The 18,740-nt window shown below is 61.7% G+C and carries 17 protein-coding genes; 3 read left to right on the top strand and 14 right to left on the bottom strand.

What is annotated here, in order from left to right:
* Positions 1 to 101 precede the first annotated feature (101 nt).
* Entirely contained in the window at positions 102 to 935 is an 834-nt protein-coding gene (locus ACTJK4_RS12270; RefSeq protein WP_092969910.1) for a GNAT family N-acetyltransferase, read from the top strand.
* An 87-nt stretch (positions 936 to 1,022) separates the two neighbouring features.
* Here the strand turns inward: ACTJK4_RS12270 and ppx are convergent, their stop codons facing one another.
* A complete protein-coding gene (gene ppx / locus ACTJK4_RS12265) occupies positions 1,023 to 2,546 on the bottom strand; it encodes an exopolyphosphatase (protein ID WP_232040325.1) in 1,524 nt (507 codons plus the stop codon).
* A 169-nt stretch (positions 2,547 to 2,715) separates the two neighbouring features.
* Here ppx and ppk1 point away from each other — a divergent pair, with 169 nt between their 5' ends.
* Complete coding sequence (gene ppk1, locus ACTJK4_RS12260; RefSeq protein WP_232040326.1) at positions 2,716 to 4,887, top strand: polyphosphate kinase 1; 2,172 nt, start codon at positions 2,716 to 2,718, stop codon at positions 4,885 to 4,887.
* A gap of 83 nt (positions 4,888 to 4,970) precedes the next feature.
* Here ppk1 and phoR read toward each other — a convergent pair whose 3' ends face one another.
* From phoR to ACTJK4_RS12205, 11 genes are all read right to left on the bottom strand, one after another.
* Positions 4,971 to 6,299 (bottom strand): phosphate regulon sensor histidine kinase PhoR, encoded by a 1,329-nt coding sequence (gene phoR, locus ACTJK4_RS12255; RefSeq protein WP_260802313.1) that lies wholly within the window; start codon positions 6,297 to 6,299, stop codon positions 4,971 to 4,973.
* 83 nt (positions 6,300 to 6,382) lie between these two features.
* Entirely contained in the window at positions 6,383 to 7,096 is a 714-nt protein-coding gene (gene phoB, locus ACTJK4_RS12250) for a phosphate regulon transcriptional regulator PhoB (RefSeq protein ID WP_004634238.1), read from the bottom strand.
* 24 nt (positions 7,097 to 7,120) lie between these two features.
* Positions 7,121 to 7,828: a phosphate signaling complex protein PhoU gene (phoU, locus tag ACTJK4_RS12245; RefSeq protein ID WP_232040328.1), complete on the bottom strand. Its 708-nt coding sequence runs from the start codon at positions 7,826 to 7,828 to the stop codon at positions 7,121 to 7,123.
* Positions 7,829 to 7,868: 40 nt separating this feature from the next.
* Positions 7,869 to 8,660 carry a phosphate ABC transporter ATP-binding protein PstB gene (gene pstB / locus ACTJK4_RS12240; RefSeq protein ID WP_004634243.1) on the bottom strand — a complete coding sequence of 264 codons (792 nt, stop codon included), beginning with the start codon at positions 8,658 to 8,660 and terminating at the stop codon, positions 7,869 to 7,871.
* Positions 8,657 to 9,541: a phosphate ABC transporter permease PstA gene (pstA, locus tag ACTJK4_RS12235; RefSeq protein ID WP_440818018.1), complete on the bottom strand. Its 885-nt coding sequence runs from the start codon at positions 9,539 to 9,541 to the stop codon at positions 8,657 to 8,659. Before pstA ends, pstB begins: the two co-directional genes overlap by 4 nt.
* A gap of 38 nt (positions 9,542 to 9,579) precedes the next feature.
* The gene (gene pstC, locus ACTJK4_RS12230; RefSeq protein ID WP_232040330.1) at positions 9,580 to 10,554 is read right to left on the bottom strand and encodes a phosphate ABC transporter permease PstC; all 975 of its coding nucleotides are present in this window, start codon (positions 10,552 to 10,554) and stop codon (positions 9,580 to 9,582) included.
* A 117-nt stretch (positions 10,555 to 10,671) separates the two neighbouring features.
* Positions 10,672 to 11,706, bottom strand: coding sequence for a phosphate ABC transporter substrate-binding protein PstS (pstS, locus tag ACTJK4_RS12225; RefSeq protein WP_232040331.1), 1,035 nt, complete (start codon positions 11,704 to 11,706; stop codon positions 10,672 to 10,674).
* A gap of 191 nt (positions 11,707 to 11,897) precedes the next feature.
* Positions 11,898 to 13,241: a phosphoglucosamine mutase gene (glmM, locus tag ACTJK4_RS12220; RefSeq protein WP_260802311.1), complete on the bottom strand. Its 1,344-nt coding sequence runs from the start codon at positions 13,239 to 13,241 to the stop codon at positions 11,898 to 11,900.
* A 108-nt stretch (positions 13,242 to 13,349) separates the two neighbouring features.
* Positions 13,350 to 14,225 carry a dihydropteroate synthase gene (gene folP, locus ACTJK4_RS12215; RefSeq protein ID WP_440818017.1) on the bottom strand — a complete coding sequence of 292 codons (876 nt, stop codon included), beginning with the start codon at positions 14,223 to 14,225 and terminating at the stop codon, positions 13,350 to 13,352.
* Between the two features lie 130 nt (positions 14,226 to 14,355).
* Positions 14,356 to 16,242 carry an ATP-dependent zinc metalloprotease FtsH gene (gene ftsH, locus ACTJK4_RS12210; protein ID WP_232040334.1) on the bottom strand — a complete coding sequence of 629 codons (1,887 nt, stop codon included), beginning with the start codon at positions 16,240 to 16,242 and terminating at the stop codon, positions 14,356 to 14,358.
* Positions 16,243 to 16,372: 130 nt separating this feature from the next.
* Entirely contained in the window at positions 16,373 to 17,038 is a 666-nt protein-coding gene (locus ACTJK4_RS12205) for an RlmE family RNA methyltransferase (protein ID WP_232040335.1), read from the bottom strand.
* 108 nt (positions 17,039 to 17,146) lie between these two features.
* Here ACTJK4_RS12205 and ACTJK4_RS12200 point away from each other — a divergent pair, with 108 nt between their 5' ends.
* Positions 17,147 to 17,647, top strand: coding sequence for a YhbY family RNA-binding protein (locus ACTJK4_RS12200; RefSeq protein WP_440818156.1), 501 nt, complete (start codon positions 17,147 to 17,149; stop codon positions 17,645 to 17,647).
* Between the two features lie 66 nt (positions 17,648 to 17,713).
* On the opposite strand, the gene ACTJK4_RS12195 is transcribed toward ACTJK4_RS12200, so the two are convergent.
* Both ACTJK4_RS12195 and greA read right to left on the bottom strand, forming a co-directional pair.
* A complete protein-coding gene (locus ACTJK4_RS12195) occupies positions 17,714 to 18,172 on the bottom strand; it encodes a DUF4149 domain-containing protein (RefSeq protein WP_232040336.1) in 459 nt (152 codons plus the stop codon).
* A 20-nt stretch (positions 18,173 to 18,192) separates the two neighbouring features.
* On the bottom strand, positions 18,193 to 18,669 hold the full coding sequence (gene greA / locus ACTJK4_RS12190; RefSeq protein ID WP_027681156.1) for a transcription elongation factor GreA: 477 nt from the start codon (positions 18,667 to 18,669) through the stop codon (positions 18,193 to 18,195).
* Between the last annotated feature and the right edge of the window lie 71 nt (positions 18,670 to 18,740).

Below are 18,740 nucleotides of genomic sequence, written 5' to 3'. Positions count from 1 at the left end.
CGCAAAATTCACGCAACGGTCACGATTGACACGCTTTTGTCGCGGATCTGTCACGCAGCGTCTCTAGAATCGCCCCGAAATCCACCCTTGGGGATGCACGAATGCGAGACCTGCCGACGCCCACTCAGCCGTTGATCGACGCACTGCCGAGCCTGAATCTGGGCAACGCACGGAGGGGCCTTCCTCGCTCACCCGACGCTGTTCCGGCGCGTGACAAACCTGTTCTGGCCGTTTCGTGGGCGCGCCATCAGGATGAAGTGACCGAAGCGCAGCGCCTGCGCTACAAGGTGTTTGCCGAAGAAATGGGCGCCCGCCTGCCCTCGGCCCACACTGAACTCGACGTCGACATGTTCGACGCGGTGTGCGACCACCTGATCGTGCGCGACCAGAAGACGCTGCGCGTGGTCGGCACCTATCGCGTGCTGCGCCCGGACGCCGCCAAGCAGATCGGCTGCCTGTATTCCGAATCGGAGTTCGACCTCGTTCGCCTGACGCACCTGCGCCCGAAGATGGTAGAACTCGGCCGCTCGTGCGTGCACCGCGATTACCGCTCGGGCAGCGTCATCATGGCGCTCTGGGCCGGCCTGGGCGAGTACATGCAACGCTACGGCTTCGAGTCGATGCTGGGCTGCGCAAGCGTGTCGATGGGCGATGGCGGGCACTTTGCCGCAAGCCTGTATCGCAGCTTCGTTGACGACGGCTCGCTCGCACCGATCGAGTACCACGCCTTCCCGCGCGTGGCGCTGCCGGTAGATGAGCTGAACCAGGATCTGGAAGTCGAGCCGCCCGCGCTCGTGAAGGGCTATCTGCGTCTGGGCGCACGCATCTGCGGCGCACCGGCGTGGGACCCCGACTTCAACGTCGCCGACTTCCTCACGCTGCTGCGTCTGTCGGACATCAACCCGCGTTACGCACGGCACTTCCTGCGCGGCTGATATCAGATATCACTCCGAACAGCGCCGCGCAAAAGAAAACGGCCCGGGTCACTCCGGGCCGTTTTGCTTTGGATGCGGCAAGACGCCTTACACGTACACCACCTTGTAGCGGCGGCCGATGCGCTGCCACTCATCGGCTTCCTTCATCAGGCTGTATTCCACAAGCGGGTTCTGCTCGATCCAACTTTTCGGCAGCTCGACCTCGAAACCGCCTTCGTTCAGCTCGCCCTCACTATGGCGCACGCGCAGGCCCGGCAGTTGGATCGCTCCCCGCCGCCGGCACAGCACAAACGCCAGACGCAGGCTGAACAGCATCCGCCAATCCAGGAACTTGCCGCCGCCCGAGAGCTTGCCCAACTTGCCGGCATGGCCTAGCAGCAGCGTCGCAAGGCGCGCCTGGTCGGTCTTGGAGAAGCCCGGCATATCGGCATGGCTGGCAATGTACGCTGAATGCTTGTGATACCCGCTGTGCGAGATGCTCATACCGATCTCGTGCAGGTTTGCCGCCCAACCCAGCAGCGCGAGATTGTCTTCACGGCGCTCGTCGGGCGGATCGGGAAACTGTGACAGCAGCGCGGTTGCCGCATCGCGAACGCGGCTCGCCTGCGCACGGTCGACGCTGTAGCGGCGCATGAACTGCTCGATCGTCACCGTGCGCATGTCTTCGTGGTGCGTACGGCCGAGCAGGTCATACAGCACGCCCAGGCGCAAGGCGCCATCGGTCACGTCCATGCGGTCGACATCGAGCTCTGCAAACACGCCGAGCATGATCGACAAGCCGCCCGGCAGCACCGGAATCCGGTCCGCCTTCAGACCATTGAGCTTCAGTCGGTTGGTGTTCTCCGACTTGACGAGCGCGCGCTTCAGGCGCTCCAGTCCTTCGCGCGTGATGCCGTGCTCGTTACTCTTGTCATTGAAGCCGTTCAGCTCGATCAGCTCGGCCAGCGCGCGCGCCGTACCCGATGACCCGACGGCCTGGTTCCAGCCCGCCGTGCGGTATTGCTGCACGAGCACCTGGATCTCGCGACGCGCCGCCAGCTCGGCCTGCTTCATCGCATATTCATCAACGTTACCGTTCGGAAAGAAATGCCGGCTGTGCGAAACGCAACCGATGTACAGCGACTCCATCAGCTTGGGCTTGTAGCCATTGCCGATGATGAACTCCGTGGAGCCGCCACCGATGTCGACGACGAGCCGGTTGCCCTGGCACGCCGGTGCGTCATGCGATGCACCGAGATAGATCAGCCGTGCCTCTTCGCGGCCGGCAATCACCTCGATGGGAAACCCGAGGGCGGCTTCCGCCTCGATCAGGAATTCCTGCGCATTCTTGGCCACGCGCAAGGTGTTGGTGGCCACGGCACGTACATGTTCCGGCGGGAAATCACGCAAGCGATCGCCAAAGCGGCGCAACGCATCGACGCCACGCCGGCGTGCCGGTTGATCCAGGTATTTATCTTGCGTAAGCCCGGCGGCCAAACGCACGGGTTCGCGCAGCGCATCGACCTGGAATATCTGGGTACCACCAGGGGTTTCGTCGACGCGGCCGATCATCAGCCGGAAGCTGTTGGAGCCCATGTCGACAGCAGCCAGCAGACGGGGGGTGGGACTCATGAATGAAAACGGGAGAGGAGCAAAATCAGGGGCGCGGAGTATTGTCGTTCGAAACAATGCGCAACAAAATATGTCTTTATTGTGTCCCGAACGTGACAAATCCAATGTGTCACAAATTTGACACTGAATTATGAAAAAGTGGCCGGATCGTCATCCGTCTGAACACAACATGTCGACATTGCCCGCGGGCGATCTGCTCAATCGCGAACTGGGCATCCTGGAATTCAACGCCCGTGTGCTCGCCCAGGCTGCTGACCCGGGTGTGCCGCTGATGGAGCGGCTGAAATTCATCTGCATCGTGTCGAGCAATCTCGATGAGTTCTTTGAAATCCGCATTGCCGGATTGAAGGAACAGATGCGCGACAACCCTTCATCGGTCACGCCTGACGGGCTGTCGGTGCAGCAGGCTTTTGGCGTGGTCTCGGAGCGTGTGCGGCAACTGGTCGCGCAACAGTATGCCATGTTGCAAGACGAGATCCTGCCCTTGCTGGAGAAGGAAGGCGTCTTCTTCCACATGACGACCAACTGGAATGAAGCCCAGCGCGCCTGGTGCCGCAGTTTCTTCCAGCGCGAACTGGTGCCCATCCTGACGCCGATGGCGCTGGACCCGGCTCACCCCTTCCCACGCGTGCTCAACAAGAGCCTGAACTTCATCATCGAGCTGTCGGGCAAGGATGCCTTCGGCCGTGAGGCTGAACTGGCCATCGTGCAGGCGCCGCGCGCCCTGCCGCGGCTTGTGCAGATGCCGCCGGAACTCTCGGGCTACCAGTACGGGTTCGTGCTGCTGTCGTCGTTCATGCAGGGCTTTGTGCATGAGCTGTTTCCGCAGATCGACGTACACGGCTGTTATCAATTCCGCGTGACGCGCAACTCCGACTTGTTCGTGTCGGAAGATGAAATCACGGACTTGCGCGAAGCGCTTCAGGGCGAACTGTCCACGCGCCATTTTGGCGACGCGGTGCGTCTGGAACTCGCGCACGACACATCGCCGGCACTGGTGGTGCGGCTGCTTCAGGAGTTCGGGCTGACCGATGCGGACTGCTACCGCGTCAAGGGCCCTGTGAATCTGGTGCGCCTGCTGCAGGTGCCTGACATGGTTGACAAACCGGTGCTGAAGTACCCGCCGCACGTGCCGGCCACGGTGCGGCAGATCGCCAACAGCTCGAACGTGTTCGACGCCATCCGCCAGGGTGACATCCTGCTGCACCATCCGTACGAAAGCTTCACGCCCGTGCTGGAATTGCTGCAGCAAGCTGCGCGCGACCCGGACGTGGTTGCCATCAAGCAGACTGTCTACCGTACCGGCAACGAATCCACGGTGATGGAAGCGCTCATCAAAGCGGCGCGCAACGGCAAGGAGGTGACCGTTGTCGTCGAACTGCTCGCGCGCTTTGACGAAGAGACGAACATCAACTGGGCGGACCAGCTTGAATCGGCCGGCGCCCATGTCGTGTATGGCGTGGTGGGCCACAAGTGTCACGCAAAGATGCTGCTGGTGGTGCGTCGTGAGGTGTCCGGCAAGGGCAAGGCGGTCAAGCTGCGCCGCTACGCGCACCTGGGCACGGGAAACTACCACCCCAAGACCGCCCGCCTCTACACCGACTTCGGCCTGATGACGGCCAACGAGCAGATCTGCGAAGACGTGCATCACGTGTTCCAGTTGCTCACGGGCACGGGCGCGCAGATCAAGCTGCATCATCTGTGGCACTCGCCGTTCACGATGCACGACAACCTGATCGAGCACATCCGAGCCGAAGCGCGTGCCGCTCGCGCAGGCAAACGTGCGCGCATCATCGGCAAGATGAACGCGCTGCTGGAGCCGGCCATCATCGACGAGCTGTACAAGGCCTCGCGCGCAGGCGTGAAGGTCGACCTGATCGTGCGCGGAGTATGTGGCCTCAAGCCGGGCGTGCCAGGGCTGTCGGAAAACATCAGCGTGCGCTCCATCGTCGGGCGCTTCCTTGAGCACCACCGCGTCTATTACTTCCATGCTGGCGGCGAGGAAGTCGTCTATCTCTCAAGCGCGGACTGGATGGACCGCAACCTGTTCCGCCGCGTGGAAGTGGCGTTCCCCGTGCTCGACCGCAAGCTCAAGGCGCGCGTCATCAGGGAAAGCCTGCAGGTGCATCTGCGCGACAACGCGTCGGCATGGGTCATGCAGCAGGATGGCAGCTACGTGCAGCGCCAGACGCGTGGCAAGCACGTGCGCATCAGCCAGCTGGAACTGCTGAACCACTTCTCGCCGCAGGCTGCCGCGGCGGCGGAGACGGCTGCCGCAGTGGCGGCGGCAACGGCTGCGGAACCGACGGTGCGCGCGCCGGTGGAGATCTCCGCGGGCTGATCCGCCAGCCCGTGCCTGCAAACAAAAACGCACGCTCAACAGCGTGCGTTTTTTTGCGTTCAATGGATGGAAAGAACCAGCGTTCAGGCCACGCGTTCATCGGTAACACTGGCACTGCGCACCACCGTGCGTTCCGGCGGGAACACGGCGCGGAAGGTGCTGCCCTTGCCGTGCTCGCTGGTCACCTGCAGTTCCCCACCGTGGCGTGACAGCACGTGCTTCACAATGGCCAACCCCAGCCCGGTGCCGCCGGTGTCGCGTGAACGGCTGCGGTCCACGCGATAGAAACGCTCGGTCAAGCGCGGAATATGTTCGGGCGCAATGCCGATCCCTGTGTCGGTGACGGAGTACACCGCGTGCCCATCACGCACGCCCCAATCCAGGCGGATCGTGCCGCCATCCGGTGTATAGCGCACCGCGTTGGATGCCAGATTGCTGAACGCGGAAAGCAATTCAAGCTCGGCGCCGCACACGCTCACGGCTGGGTCGCATGTCATGCTGACGGTGTGCCGGCCCGCAGACAGCGCTTCGATATCGTGCTGGAGCTGCAGCATCATGCGTTGCATCGGCACGGGCGCCAATGACGGCGGCTCGGAATTGCCTTCCAGCGTGGCGAGCGCCAGCAAGTCTTCCACCAGATGCTGCATGCGCATGGCCTGCGTATGCATCATGTCCAGGTAGCGCCTCTTGTCTTCTTCCGGCAGCGGTAGGTCGCGCACCGTCTCAAGAAAACCCGAGAGCACAGTCAGCGGCGTCTTCAGCTCGTGCGAGACGTTGGCCACGAAATCGCGGCGCATCGCTTCGGTGTTCTCCAACTTGGTGATGTCCTGCGACACCAACAACTTGCGGTCTTCGCCATACGGCAAAATCTGGGCAGAAATGATGCTTTGCTTGTGCGGGCCCACGTCATGCATGGTGAGCGGCTCCTCGAACTCGCCGCGCGCCAGGTAGCGCACGAACTCCGGTCGGCGAATCAGGTGGGTAATGCGTTGACGCAAATCACGCTTGGCAGAGAGGCCGAAGTGCTCTTCCGCCACCGCGTTGCACCATTCGATCTGGTCTTCACCGTCAAGCATGAGCACGCCGTTGGGCGAAGCCTGGATGGCCTGGATGAAGCGGCTGTGCTGTTGCTCAACCTGCAGCACCTGGGTGCGCCAGGCCTTCATCAACCGGTGCAGGCGGTAGTAGACCTCGCCCCACAGACCCAGCGCGCTGGGGATCTCGCCATAGGCGGGCGAGTCCAGCACGCGCCACAGGCGTTGGATCTGATAGATGTAATAGAGGAGCATCGCCAGCAGCATTGCACTGAGCACGGCCAGCGCAACCACGTGGTCGACGAAGAGATAGAGGCATGCCGTGACAATGCCCATCAGGGCGGCAAAGACGGCAAAGCGGGTCCAGAAGACGTTCATGAAGGCATTCTAAGCGCTGGACCGCGACGGACGTGTGAACGCGCGATGGATCCCCCCGCTCGCGCGATCGTCTGACTGCTACGTTATTGCCCCGGATTGCGCGCCAGGCGATAGCCGCTGCCGCGCACGGTTTCGATCATGTTGCTGTAGCCACCCGGAGCGAGCGCCGCGCGCAGACGCTTGATGTGCACATCCACCGTGCGCTCTTCGACGAACACGTGGTCACCCCACACTTGGTCGAGCAGCTGCGAGCGGCTGTGCACGCGCTCCGGATGCGTCATCAGGAAATGCAGCAATCGGAACTCCGTCGGACCGAGATCCAGCTTGATCGGGTTTTCTGCTTCGACGTTCGTGGCCGTCACACGGTGCGTGGCAGGGTCCAGCTTCAGACCGTTGATGGCCACCACGTCGTCGGTCAGCTGCGGCGCCCGGCGGCGCAGAACCGCCTTGATGCGGGCCAACAATTCCTTGGGCGAGAACGGCTTCGTGACGTAATCGTCGGCGCCACTGTCGAGGCCCATGATCTTGTCCTGCTCTTCGCTGCGGGCCGTCAGCATGATGATCGGGATCTGGCGCGTGCGCTCGTTGGCGCGCAGCTCCTTGGCGAACATCACGCCTGACTTGCCCGGCAGCATCCAATCGAGCAGGACGAGGTCGGGCAGCACATCGCTCATCAGCGACAGCGCCTGCTCGGCGTTGTATGCGCGGATCGGGTAGTGACCTGCGTGCTGCAGGTTGACGGCGATCAGTTCAGCGATCGCCGGTTCGTCTTCTACGACGAGAATACTGCTCGGCATGCTCACGTCTCCAGTCCTGCCCTTTTACTCACCCAGGATCTCGCGTTCCAGCGCTTCACGCGAAGCATGCCGGACGTCCGTTCCCTTGACGATGTAGATAATAAACTCGGCGATGTTTTTGGCGTGATCGCCAATACGCTCGATAGCCTTGGCAATGAACAGCAGATCCAGCGCCACCGAAATCGTGCGCGGGTTCTCCATCATGTACGTGATGAGTTCGCGCATGAAGCCGCGGAATTCCTCATCGATGGCCTTGTCTTCCTGCAGGATCGACACAGCAGCAGCGGTATCCAGGCGCGCGAAGGCGTCCAGCGCATGACGCAGGATGGTCGCGGCCATCTCACCCGAGCGCTCCACACCGGCGTAGTTCAGTGCATGTGCCGACGGGTCTTGCATGATGCGCTTGGTGCGCTTGGCGATCTTCTCGGCTTCGTCGCCGGCACGCTCGAGGTTGGTGATGGTCTTGGAGATGGCCATCACCAAACGCAGGTCACGTGCGGTCGGTTGGCGGCGCGCGATGATGTTGTTGCAATCGCTGTCGATCTCGATCTCGAGCGCGTTGATTTCCAGCTCCACGGCCATGACTTGATCGCACATGGCGATGTCGAAATTGGCCAGCGCACGCATGGCGCGTGCAATCTGTGCTTCCACCAGACCGCCCATCTGCAGCACCTTGGTGCTGATGGAGGTCAGGTCGGTGTCAAACTGCGATGACAGATGCTTCTCAGACATCGGTTTCTCCTTGTCGCTTCAGCTTCAGCGTTGTTGCAGGTCAGCCGAAGCGGCCGGTAATGTAGTCTTCTGTTTCTTTGCGCTGCGGCTTGATGAAGATCTTTTCGGTATCGCCGAATTCGATCAACTCACCCAGGTACATGTACGCCGTGTAGTCGGAGCAACGCGCCGCCTGTTGCATGTTGTGCGTGACGATGACGACCGTGTAGTCGTCTTTCAGTTCGGCGATCAGCTCTTCGATCTTGCCCGTGGAAATCGGGTCCAGCGCCGAGCACGGCTCGTCCAGCAGCAGCACTTCAGGGCGGATGGCAATGCCGCGCGCGATACACAGACGCTGCTGCTGACCACCCGACAAGCCGTAGCCCGACTGGTTAAGCTTGTCCTTCACTTCATTCCACAACGCGGCCTTGGTGAGCGCCCATTCCACGCGGTCGTCCATTTCGGAACGCGACAGGCGCTCGAACAGCTTCACACCAAACGCGATGTTGTCGTAGATCGACATCGGGAACGGCGTCGGCTTCTGAAACACCATGCCGACCTTGGCACGCAACAGGGCGATGTCCATGCGCGAGGTCAGCAGGTTCTCGCCGTCCATGTTGATCTGGCCTTCGGCGCGCTGCTCCGGATACAGCGCGTACATCTTGTTGAACGTACGCAGGAGTGTCGACTTGCCGCAGCCCGACGGACCGATGAACGCCGTCACCTGCTTCTCGGGAATCTGCAGCGAGATGTTCTTCAGCGCGTGGAACTTGCCGTAGTAGAAGTTCAGGTCGCGAACATCGATCTTCGGGCTTTGCGTGCGCACTTCGAGGGACGTAGCAGTCATGGTCATTTCTTGGTGAACAAGGCACGCGCAAGGACGTTCAGCCCCAGCACACCCAGCGTAATCAGGAACACCCCGGCCCAGGCCAATTGCTGCCACTCGGGGAACGGGCTCATCGCAAACTTGAAGATCACGGTCGGCAGCGTGGCCACCGGCTGATTCAGATCCAAGCTCCAGAACTGATTGTTCAACGCGGTAAAGAGCAGCGGCGCGGTTTCACCGGCAATGCGGGCGATGGCCAGCAGCACACCGGTAATCACGCCGGCATACGACGCCTTGAGCGTAATCGACAGGATCATCTTCCACTTGGGCGTGCCAAGCGCCATGGCAGCTTCACGCATCGCGTTGGGCACCAGGTTCAGCATGTTTTCGGTGGTCCGTACCACGATCGGAATCTGCAGCAGCGCGAGTGCAAGCACGCCGGCGATACCCGAGAAGTGCTGCACGCGCGCCACCACGACGGCATACACGAACAGGCCGATCACGATGGACGGCGCCGACAGCAGGATGTCATTGATGAAGCGGGTGGCGCTCGCAAGCATTGAAGTCTTGCCGTATTCGGCAAGATAAATGCCCGCCAGGATGCCCAGCGGCGTACCGACCAGCGTGGCCATGCCCACCAGCAAGAACGACCCTGCGATGGCGTTGGCAAGGCCGCCTCCCGGGGTGTTGGGCGCCGGTGTCATCTCAGTGAAGAGCGACATCGACAGGCCGCCCACACCCAGCGACAGCGTGGTCCACAGAATCCATGCCAGCCACACCAGGCCGAACGCCATGGCGGCAAGCGACAGCGCCAGCGCAATCCAGTTGACGTTGCGGCGGCGGGCCTGCAGGCGTGCCTTGACCTTTTCAGAGTCGGCGCGGACGGCAGGAATGGAAGACGTACGCATGGTGTTGGGTCTCATAGCGTCAGGCAGATCGCGTTGGTTCACTTTTGCCCCTCGCTCTTCTGCAGGCGCAGAAGCAGCAACTTGGAGGCCGCCAGCACGATGAACGTGATGACGAACAGGATCAAGCCCAGCTCCATGAGCGCCGCGGTATGCAGGCCCTGCCCCGCTTCCGCAAATTCATTGGCCAGCGCCGACGTAATGCTGTTGCCCGGCGAGAACAACGATGGATCGGACAGCAGGTTGGTGTTGCCGATTACGAACGTCACAGCCATGGTCTCGCCCAGCGCGCGGCCCAGGCCCAACATCACACCGCCGATCACCCCCGCCTTGGTGTACGGCAGCACCACGTTCCACATGACTTCCCACGTCGTGCAGCCCACGCCGTAGGCAGATTCCTTGAGCAGCGTCGGCGTAATTTCGAACACGTCGCGCATCACCGCCGAAATGTACGGGATGATCATGATCGCCAGGATCACCCCAGCGCACAGCAGGCCGATGCCGATCGGCGCTCCTTGGAACAGCACCCCGATGAACGGGATCTTGCCGACGGTCGCGGCCAGCGGTTTTTGAAAGTATTCGCCGAAGATCGGAGCAAACACGAGCAGACCCCACATGCCGTACACGATGGACGGCACTGCAGCGAGCAGCTCGATGGCGGTACCCAGCGGTCGGCGCAGCCACGCCGGCGACAGCTCGGTCAAAAACAGCGCAATGCCGAAGCTCACGGGCACGGCAATGATGAGCGCGATCAGCGACGTGACCAGCGTGCCGTAGACGGGCACCAGCGCGCCATAAATATCGGAGGGTGGATCCCACTCCGAATTCCACAGGAACGACAGGCCGAATTTCTGAATCGTGGGCCAGGAGCTGATGATGAGCGAGATGATGATGCCGCCCAGCAGTAACAGCGTAACGATTGCGGCAAGGCGGGTCAGACCGCCGAACACCAGATCGCCAAGGCGGCTGGGTGCTCGCATACGGGAAGCGCCAGAGGAATCAGAGAGCGTGGCCATGAGGGAAACCGGTCAGCCGAGAAAGAAGCTTTTGAAATGGTGCGGGCGGCCGATTCGTACCGCCCTCCCGCACCTTGTGCTGCACCTACTTACGAACCCTGATGCAGCAGGCAACCATCATTGGTTGTAGACAACCTTACCCGATGCATCCTTCACGCTCGACTTCCACGTTGCGCGGATCTGGTTCTTCACAGCGTCCGGCAGCGGCACGTAGTCCAGGCCCTTGGCAGCCTCATCGCCACCCTTGTAGGCCCAGTCGAAGAACTTCATGACTTCAGCGCCCTGCGCCGGCTTGGCTTGCGTCTTGTGCAGCAGGATGAACGTCGCACCAGCGATCGGCCATGCGTCCTTGCCCGGTTCGTCCGTCAGGATCTGGTAGTACGACTTGCTCCACTCGGCGCCAGCAGCCGCAGCCTTGAAGGCTTCAGCGGTCGGTTGCACCACGGCGCCCGACTTGTTCTGCAGGTTCACGTACGTCATCTTGTTCTGCTTGGCGTAGGCGTACTCAACGTAGCCCACTGCACCACCCAGACGCTGCACGAACGCAGCCACGCCTTCGTTGCCCTTGCCGCCCGTACCGGTGGGCCAGTTCACGGTCGTGCCTTCACCGACCTTGCTCTTCCACTCAGTATTCACCTTCGACAGGTAGTTCGTGAAGATGAACGAGGTGCCCGAACCGTCAGCACGGCGCACCACCAGGATGTCCTGGTCCGGCAGCTTGGCCTTCGGATTCAGCTTGGCGATGGCCGGATCATTCCACTTCTTGATCTTGCCCAGGTAGATATCACCCAGCAACTGGCCGTTCAGCGTCAGCTCGCCCGGCTTCACGCCCGGCAGATTGATCACAGGCACCACGCCGCCGATCACGGTCGGGAACTGGATCAGGCCATCCTTGTTCAACTCCTCGTCCTTCAGCGGCATGTCCGATGCGCCGAAGTCGACGGTCTTGGCGGTGATCTGCTTGATGCCGCCCGACGAGCCGATACCTTGGTAGTTCACCTTGGTTTGGGTCGCCTTGTTGTAGTCGGCCGCCCACTTGTTGTAGACGGGTGCCGGGAACGTTGCACCTGCGCCAGTGATGTCTACAGCAAATGCGGCACCAGCGAAAGCGAGTGCAGCCACGCCAGCGATTGCGGTTTTGACCAGTTTCATGAGTTCTCCAGAGGAGCGGTTGAGCGATGACAGATTTTTGACATCCGAACTTTAGGCGGCTTGGATGACAGTTCTGTGACAACACGAAAACTTCTCATAACTGACCTGCAGAGCATGAAAGTCGACCCGCGCGCATAAAAAAAGCGGCCCGAAGGCCGCTTTCTTGCTCGCTGACTTGACAGGGCAGGAGCTTACTGCAACGTCGCGGCAAGACGCTCCGCATGTTGGTTGGCCAGCTCTGCGTCCTGCGCTTCCACCATCACGCGGACGACCGGCTCCGTACCCGACGGACGAATCAGCACCCGCCCCTTGCCGTCAAGCTCTGCCTCGCTGGTCTTCAGCGCCGCTTGCAGGCCAGCGTGCGATTTCCAGTCGAAACCCTTTTCGACCCGCACATTGATGAGCTTTTGCGGGAACAGGCGCACGCCGTCCAGCATCTGGTCCAGCGTCTGACCGCTGCGACGCAATGCCGCAAGCACCTGCAGCGCCGAGATGATGCCGTCGCCCGTGCTGTGCTTATCCAGGCAGAGCAAGTGGCCCGACCCTTCGCCGCCCAGGAGCCAACCATTCTTCTTCAGCTCTTCCAGCACGTAGCGGTCGCCCACCTTGGCGCGCACGAATTCAACGCCCTGCGCCTTGAGCGCCAGCTCCACAGCAAGATTGGTCATGAGCGTGCCGACCGCACCCGGCACCGTCTGGCCCGCCGCGCGGCGCGCCTGCACCATGACGTAGAGCAGTTCGTCGCCGTTGTAGAGCCGGCCATTGCGGTCCACCACCTGCAGGCGGTCGGCATCGCCGTCGAAGGCCAGGCCGATGTCGGCCCCATGCTCGCGCGTGGCCTCGACCAACTTGCCTGGCGCCGTCGCGCCATAACCGTCGTTGATGTTGCGACCATTCGGCTGGTTGCCGATCGACACGACGTCCGCACCCAGCTCATGGAAGACGTGCGGTGCGATGTGATAGGCCGCGCCATGCGCGCTGTCCAGCACGACCTTCATGCCGAACAGGTTCAGGTCGCTGGGGAACGTGCTCTTGCAGAACTCAATGTAGCGGCCAGCGGCATCCTCGATACGACGGGCACGGCCCAACGCGTCTGAGGCTGCGTACTCCATCGGCCTTTCCAGCTCGGCCTCAATCTGCAGTTCGGTTTCGTCCGGCAGCTTGTCGCCGGTGGCTGAGAAAAACTTGATGCCGTTGTCGTAATACGGGTTATGTGACGCAGAAATCACCACCCCCGCCGACAGCCGCAGTGCGCGCGTGAGATACGCCACACCCGGCGTGGGCAGCGGCCCGCTCATCAGGACGTCAACACCGGCTGCGGTAAAGCCCGCTTCCAACGCGGCTTCCAGCATGTAGCCCGACAGGCGCGTGTCCTTGCCGATCAGCACGGTGGGACGGCCATGGCCGTGCGCCTCTCCGCCATGGGCCAGCACACGGCCTGCTGCATACCCAAGGCGCAACACGAAATCCGGCGTGATCGGGCTTTCACCGACACGCCCACGGATGCCGTCGGTGCCGAAATACTTCCTGGACATTGGGAGTCTCTCCTGGAGAATGTTTCTTTCTTTGTTTGTAAGGCGCCGGCCATCGCCGGGCAATCCTCTATTTGCTTGACCCCCAGCCGCGTGAGGCCGGGGCGGCTCTCAGGCGACTGGCGGATCGACGCGTTCATGACGCATCGCCCACCACAATTGAATCGCTTCCACCGTTGGCCGCACGTCGTGCACACGCACGATGAACGCGCCTCGCTCTGCGGCCAGCAATGCGGCCGCTACACTGGCCGCCACGCGCTCGGCCGGCGGCTTGCCACCCAGCACAGCGCCGAGCGTCGATTTGCGCGATAAACCAACGAGCAGCGGCAAACCGATCCGATTGAACTCCGCCAAGCGATTGAGCATGGTGAGATTGTGATCCGGCGTTTTGCCAAAACCAAATCCCGGATCGAGCGAAATACGCTCAACCGCCACGCCAGCGGCCATCAGCGCCTCCGTTTGCGAACACAGGAAGGTATCAACCTCGCCCATCAGGTCCGCATAGCTGGGCGATTCCTGCATCGTTTCAGGGTCACGCTGCATGTGCATGACACACAGGCCCGCGTCGCCCTTGGCCACTGCTTCAATCGCGCCAGGCCGGCGAAAGCCCCAGATATCGTTGATCAGATCGGCGCCTGCATCCAGCGTGGCGCGCATCACCTCGGGCTTGTAAGTATCGATGGACAACGGTTTGCCGCATTCGCGCAGCGCCTCGACGATGGGCATCACGCGATCCAACTCGGCTTGCAGGCTCAACGGTTCGGCACCAGGCCTGCTCGATTCGCCACCAATGTCGATCATGTCGACGCCTTCTGCGATCAGTTTTTCAGCATGGCGCAAGGCCGCATCGCGCGTGGCGTGCTGCCCTCCATCGGAGAATGAATCGGGCGTGACGTTGAGAATGCCCATCACCAGCGGACGCCGGTTACGTGCGTAACGGAAACGTCCGCACTGGAAGTGCGTTGTGGTGGAATTGGAAGCGGACAAGATAGATCGATGGAAATGCTGCGCAGGACCGGAATGCTACGCCAGGCATGCCGGAAAGCGCCAACAAAAAAGCCGGTGCGTTTGCACCGGCTCTTCTGTGTCACCGCCGGGGCGACAAACTAACGAGTCATCAGGCCGTGGCAGGCACGTTGCCCGGATTCACACCAGCCGGCGTACCACCACCCGGCGGGGTGCTGCCACCGCCGGTCGAGCCGTAGCGCGGCGGGCGCGGCGGCTTGCCGTCCATGATGTCGTTGACCTGATCGGCGTCGATGGTTTCCCACTCGAGCAGCGCCGCAGTCATGGCTTCAACCTTTTCGCGATTCGCTTCCAGCAGCCCCTTGGCCAGGGCGTATTGCTCGTCGACGATGCGGCGGATTTCCGAATCCACCTTCTGCTGCGTGGCCTCAGACACCGTCTTGGATGCCATGCGGCCGAAGAAACCGTCCTGCTCCGTATCGACGTAGACCATGGTGCCAAGCGCATCGCTCATGCCATAGCGCGTCACCATGTCGCGGGCCATCTTGGTGGCACGTTCGAAGTCGTTGGAAGCACCGGTGCTCATCGCACCCAGGAACACCTCTTCTGCAGCACGGCCACCGAACAGAATCGCGACCTCTTCGAGCATCGTGTCCTTATAGGCATAGTGCTTGTCGTGCTCCGGCAGTTGCCATGTCAGACCGCCAGCCCAGCCGCGCGGCATGATCGTGACCTTGTGCACTGGATCAGCCTTCGGCAGCAGCTTGGCCACCACCGCGTGACCCGACTCGTGGTACGCCGTAGCGCGGCGTTCCTCTTCGCGGATCACAGCCGACTTGCGCTCCGGCCCCATGAAGATCTTGTCCTTTGCATCTTCGAAGTCCTGCATGTCGACCACGCGCTTGTTACGGCGTGCAGCAAACAACGCAGCTTCGTTGACCAAGTTGGCCAGATCGGCACCCGAAAAGCCCGGGGTACCGCGCGCCAGCACCGATGCATCAACGTCGTTGCCGATAGGCACCTTGCGCATGTGCACCTTGAGAATCTGCTCGCGGCCGCGAATGTCAGGCAGCCCAACGTAGACCTGACGGTCGAAGCGGCCCGGACGCAGCAGCGCCTTGTCGAGCACATCTGCACGGTTGGTCGCCGCGATCACGATGACGCCCGAGTTGGCCTCGAAGCCGTCCATCTCGACCAGCATCTGGTTCAGGGTCTGCTCGCGCTCGTCGTTGCCGCCGCCCATGCCCGCGCCACGATGACGGCCAACCGCATCGATTTCATCGATAAACACGATGCAGGGGGCCTGCTTCTTGGCGTTTTCGAACATGTCGCGCACGCGGGCTGCGCCCACGCCAACGAACATTTCAACGAAGTCCGAACCGGAAATGCTGAAGAACGGCACCTTGGCTTCGCCGGCAATGGCGCGAGCCAGCAGCGTCTTACCGGTACCCGGAGGACCCACCAGCAGTACGCCGCGGGGGATGCGCCCGCCCAGCTTCTGGAATTTCTGCGGATCCTTCAGGAAGTCAACCAGCTCGACGACTTCCTCCTTGGACTCGTCACAGCCTGCCACGTCAGCAAACGTGACGCTGTTGTTGTTCTCATCGATCAACCGCGCCCGCGATTTGCCGAACGAGAAGGCGCCGCCTTTCCCGCCGCCCTGCATCTGCCGCATCATGTAGAACCAGAACACGATGATCAGCAACGTGGGGCCGAGGTAGTAAAGCGCGGTGAGAAGCACACCTTGCTCTTCTTCTGCCTTGCCGGTCACCTGCACGCCGTACTTCATCAGGTCGCCCACCATCCAGATGTCGCCGGGCGAGATGATGGAATATTTGTTGCCCTCGTTGGGCGTGACCAACAGCGTGCGGCCCTGGACTTCGACACGTTTGACCTTGCCGGCCTTCGCGTCATCCATGAATTGCGAGTACGTCACACCCTCTTGGGTGCGCGGCTTGTCGAACTGCTTGAAGACGGTGAACAGCACCAAGGCAATCACCAGCCAGATGGCCGCCTTCTGAAACCAGTTGTTATTCAAGGCGAGACTCCTTTAGAAATGCCTTGACGGGATGCTTGGCATTGTAATGCACGGACACCGCCGCGGGTTGATTGCCCGCAAGACCGAGGCACCACCGTGCTAGCAGGGGGCCCTCTGTGAGTATCGTCCGTCAGCCCGGTTGCTTGAGCTGCCGGCCCAACAGGAATGTTTCGGACGATTTGTCGCGGGAGGCTTTAGGCTTGCGCGGCGCAACGATCTTGAAATGGCGCTTGAACATCTCGACGATCTGACTATAGCCACTGCCGTGAAAACATTTGATCAGCAGTGCGCCCTCAGGTTTCAGGTGCGCCATGGCAAATTCCACAGCCAGTTCAGCGATGTGCTCCATACGCGCGGCGTCTGCCGACGCCACGCCTGAGAGATTGGGGGCCATATCGGACAAAACAAGGTCCACTTTGCCGCCGCCACTAGCTTCCAGCACGATTTCTTCCAACTGCCGGAAAACGTCGTCCTCGCGAAAGTCACCCTGGATGAAAGTGACGTCGGCAATGGCTTCCATTGGGAGGATGTCGATGGCGACGATTGCCCCATCGATACGGCCATCCTTGGCGCGCGGCGATGCGGCCAGCTTGTTGCGCACGTATTGGCTCCAGCTGCCCGGCGCGGCGCCCAGATCAACGATGACCTGGCCCGGCTTGATCAGCTTGTCCTGCTCGTCGATCTCTTTGAGCTTGTAGGCGGCTCGCGCGCGATAGCCTTCGCGCTGCGCGAGCTTTACGTACGGATCGTTGATATGGTCGTGCAGCCACGACTGGTTGAACTTGTTCTTTGCCATCGAATTGGTTGCAATTTCGCCCGGATGTCGCGCCAAACATGGCAGCCAGGACTGGTTTTGGCGGATAATACGCGCCGTTTGTCTTTTTGCGCGATTCCGCCCTTATTTATGCCCGCCCTTATCCTCACCCCTGCCCAACGATCGGAACTGCGCTCCGAAGCGCACGCGTTGAACCCGGTCGTCATCATCGGTGCGGAGGGCCTGACCAAGGCCGTTCTGGCCGAAATCGACCGCTCGCTGGCGGCCCACGGGCTGATCAAGATCCGCGTCTTCGGCGATGACCGCGAAGCCCGGATCGAACTCTATGACACCATCTGCGCCAGGCTGCAGGCCGCCCCGGTACAGCACATCGGTAAGCTGCTGGTGATCTGGCGCGAGGGCCCGGCGTACCTGAAGGAAAACCAGCCGCGAGACCTCAAGCCGCCGCGCAAGACGACCGTTGGTGCCGGCCCGCGCTCGGTCACCGTGCGCAAGCCGAACCCGAACAGCGCGCGCCGTCCGAAGCCGGTCCGCCTGAGCGTGCTCGGCAACGAGCGCATCACGGCCGGCGGCAACGTCAAGCGCGCGAAACCGCGTCAAACCAGCCAGAAAAAGAAAGCGCTGTCCTGATTCAATTCGGCACCGTACAGAAAACGACCGGCTTTCCAGCCGGTCTTTTTTTTGGCCGCAGGCGGCTTACCGAATACCGGCCGCCTTCCAGATCAGCGCCAACCCCAGCAGGCTCTGCACCAGATAGAACACACTCGATACGCCGTGCAGCATGCCAAACTGTGCGCGGTAAGGCGAATCCCCCACCGCCACGCCGAGCGCATCGGCCTGTTCGCGCAGCGACGCCATGAAGGGCTGCAGGCCGAAATATCCCACCAGCACGCAAAGCAGCATCGCCAGGACAAGCCAGCGCAGCCGCCGGTATCCGGCCTGACCGCGACGCACCAGCGCCGTGGCAGCCAGCAGCAGCAAGCACCCTGTCGCCAAACCGATCCACGCTTGCGCATGAAACAACCGGCCGGCAATCGAGCCGGCCAACTGGCGATCATTCAGCATCGCAAACAGCGTCGGAGCGACGATGTAACCGATGGTCCAGAGCGAACCGCACCACACCGTGGCAAGCAACTGGAAGAAGCGCTGCGGCATGGCGGTTGCCTCGGATCGGGTTAGAGGTACTTGACGGCCAGGACTTCGTACTCGCGTTCGCCGCCGGGGGCGACCACGGTGGCGACATCGCCTTCGAACTTGCCGATCAACGCACGGGCGATCGGCGAGCTGATCGAAATCTTGCCGGTTTCCAGATCGGCCTCGTCATCGCCGACGATCTGGTACGTGACGGGCTTACCCGAATCCAAGTCTTCGAGGTCGATCGTGGCGCCAAAAACCACGCGGCCATCGGCATCCAGCGAAGCCGGATCGATGATCTGCGCAGCGGACAGCTTGCCTTCGATTTCCTGGATACGGCCTTCGATGAAGCCCTGGCGCTCCTTGGCGGCATCATAGTCGGCGTTTTCGGACAGGTCGCCCTGGGCGCGTGCCTCGGCGATGGCGTTGACAACGGCCGGACGCTCCTTTGTCTTCAGACGTTGAAGCTCTTCTTTCAGCATCTCGGCACCGCGCTTGGTAATCGGAATGGTGCTCATCGTAAGTAATTCGGAATCACAAAAAAATCAGCCGCTGCGAAGCGGGAGGGCGCGTAGCGCACACCCGCCTG

It is taken from the genome of Ralstonia sp. 22111 (assembly GCF_052045895.1).
Lineage (GTDB): Bacteria > Pseudomonadota > Gammaproteobacteria > Burkholderiales > Burkholderiaceae > Ralstonia > Ralstonia wenshanensis.
This window is presented reverse-complemented; position numbering and strand designations above follow the sequence as displayed.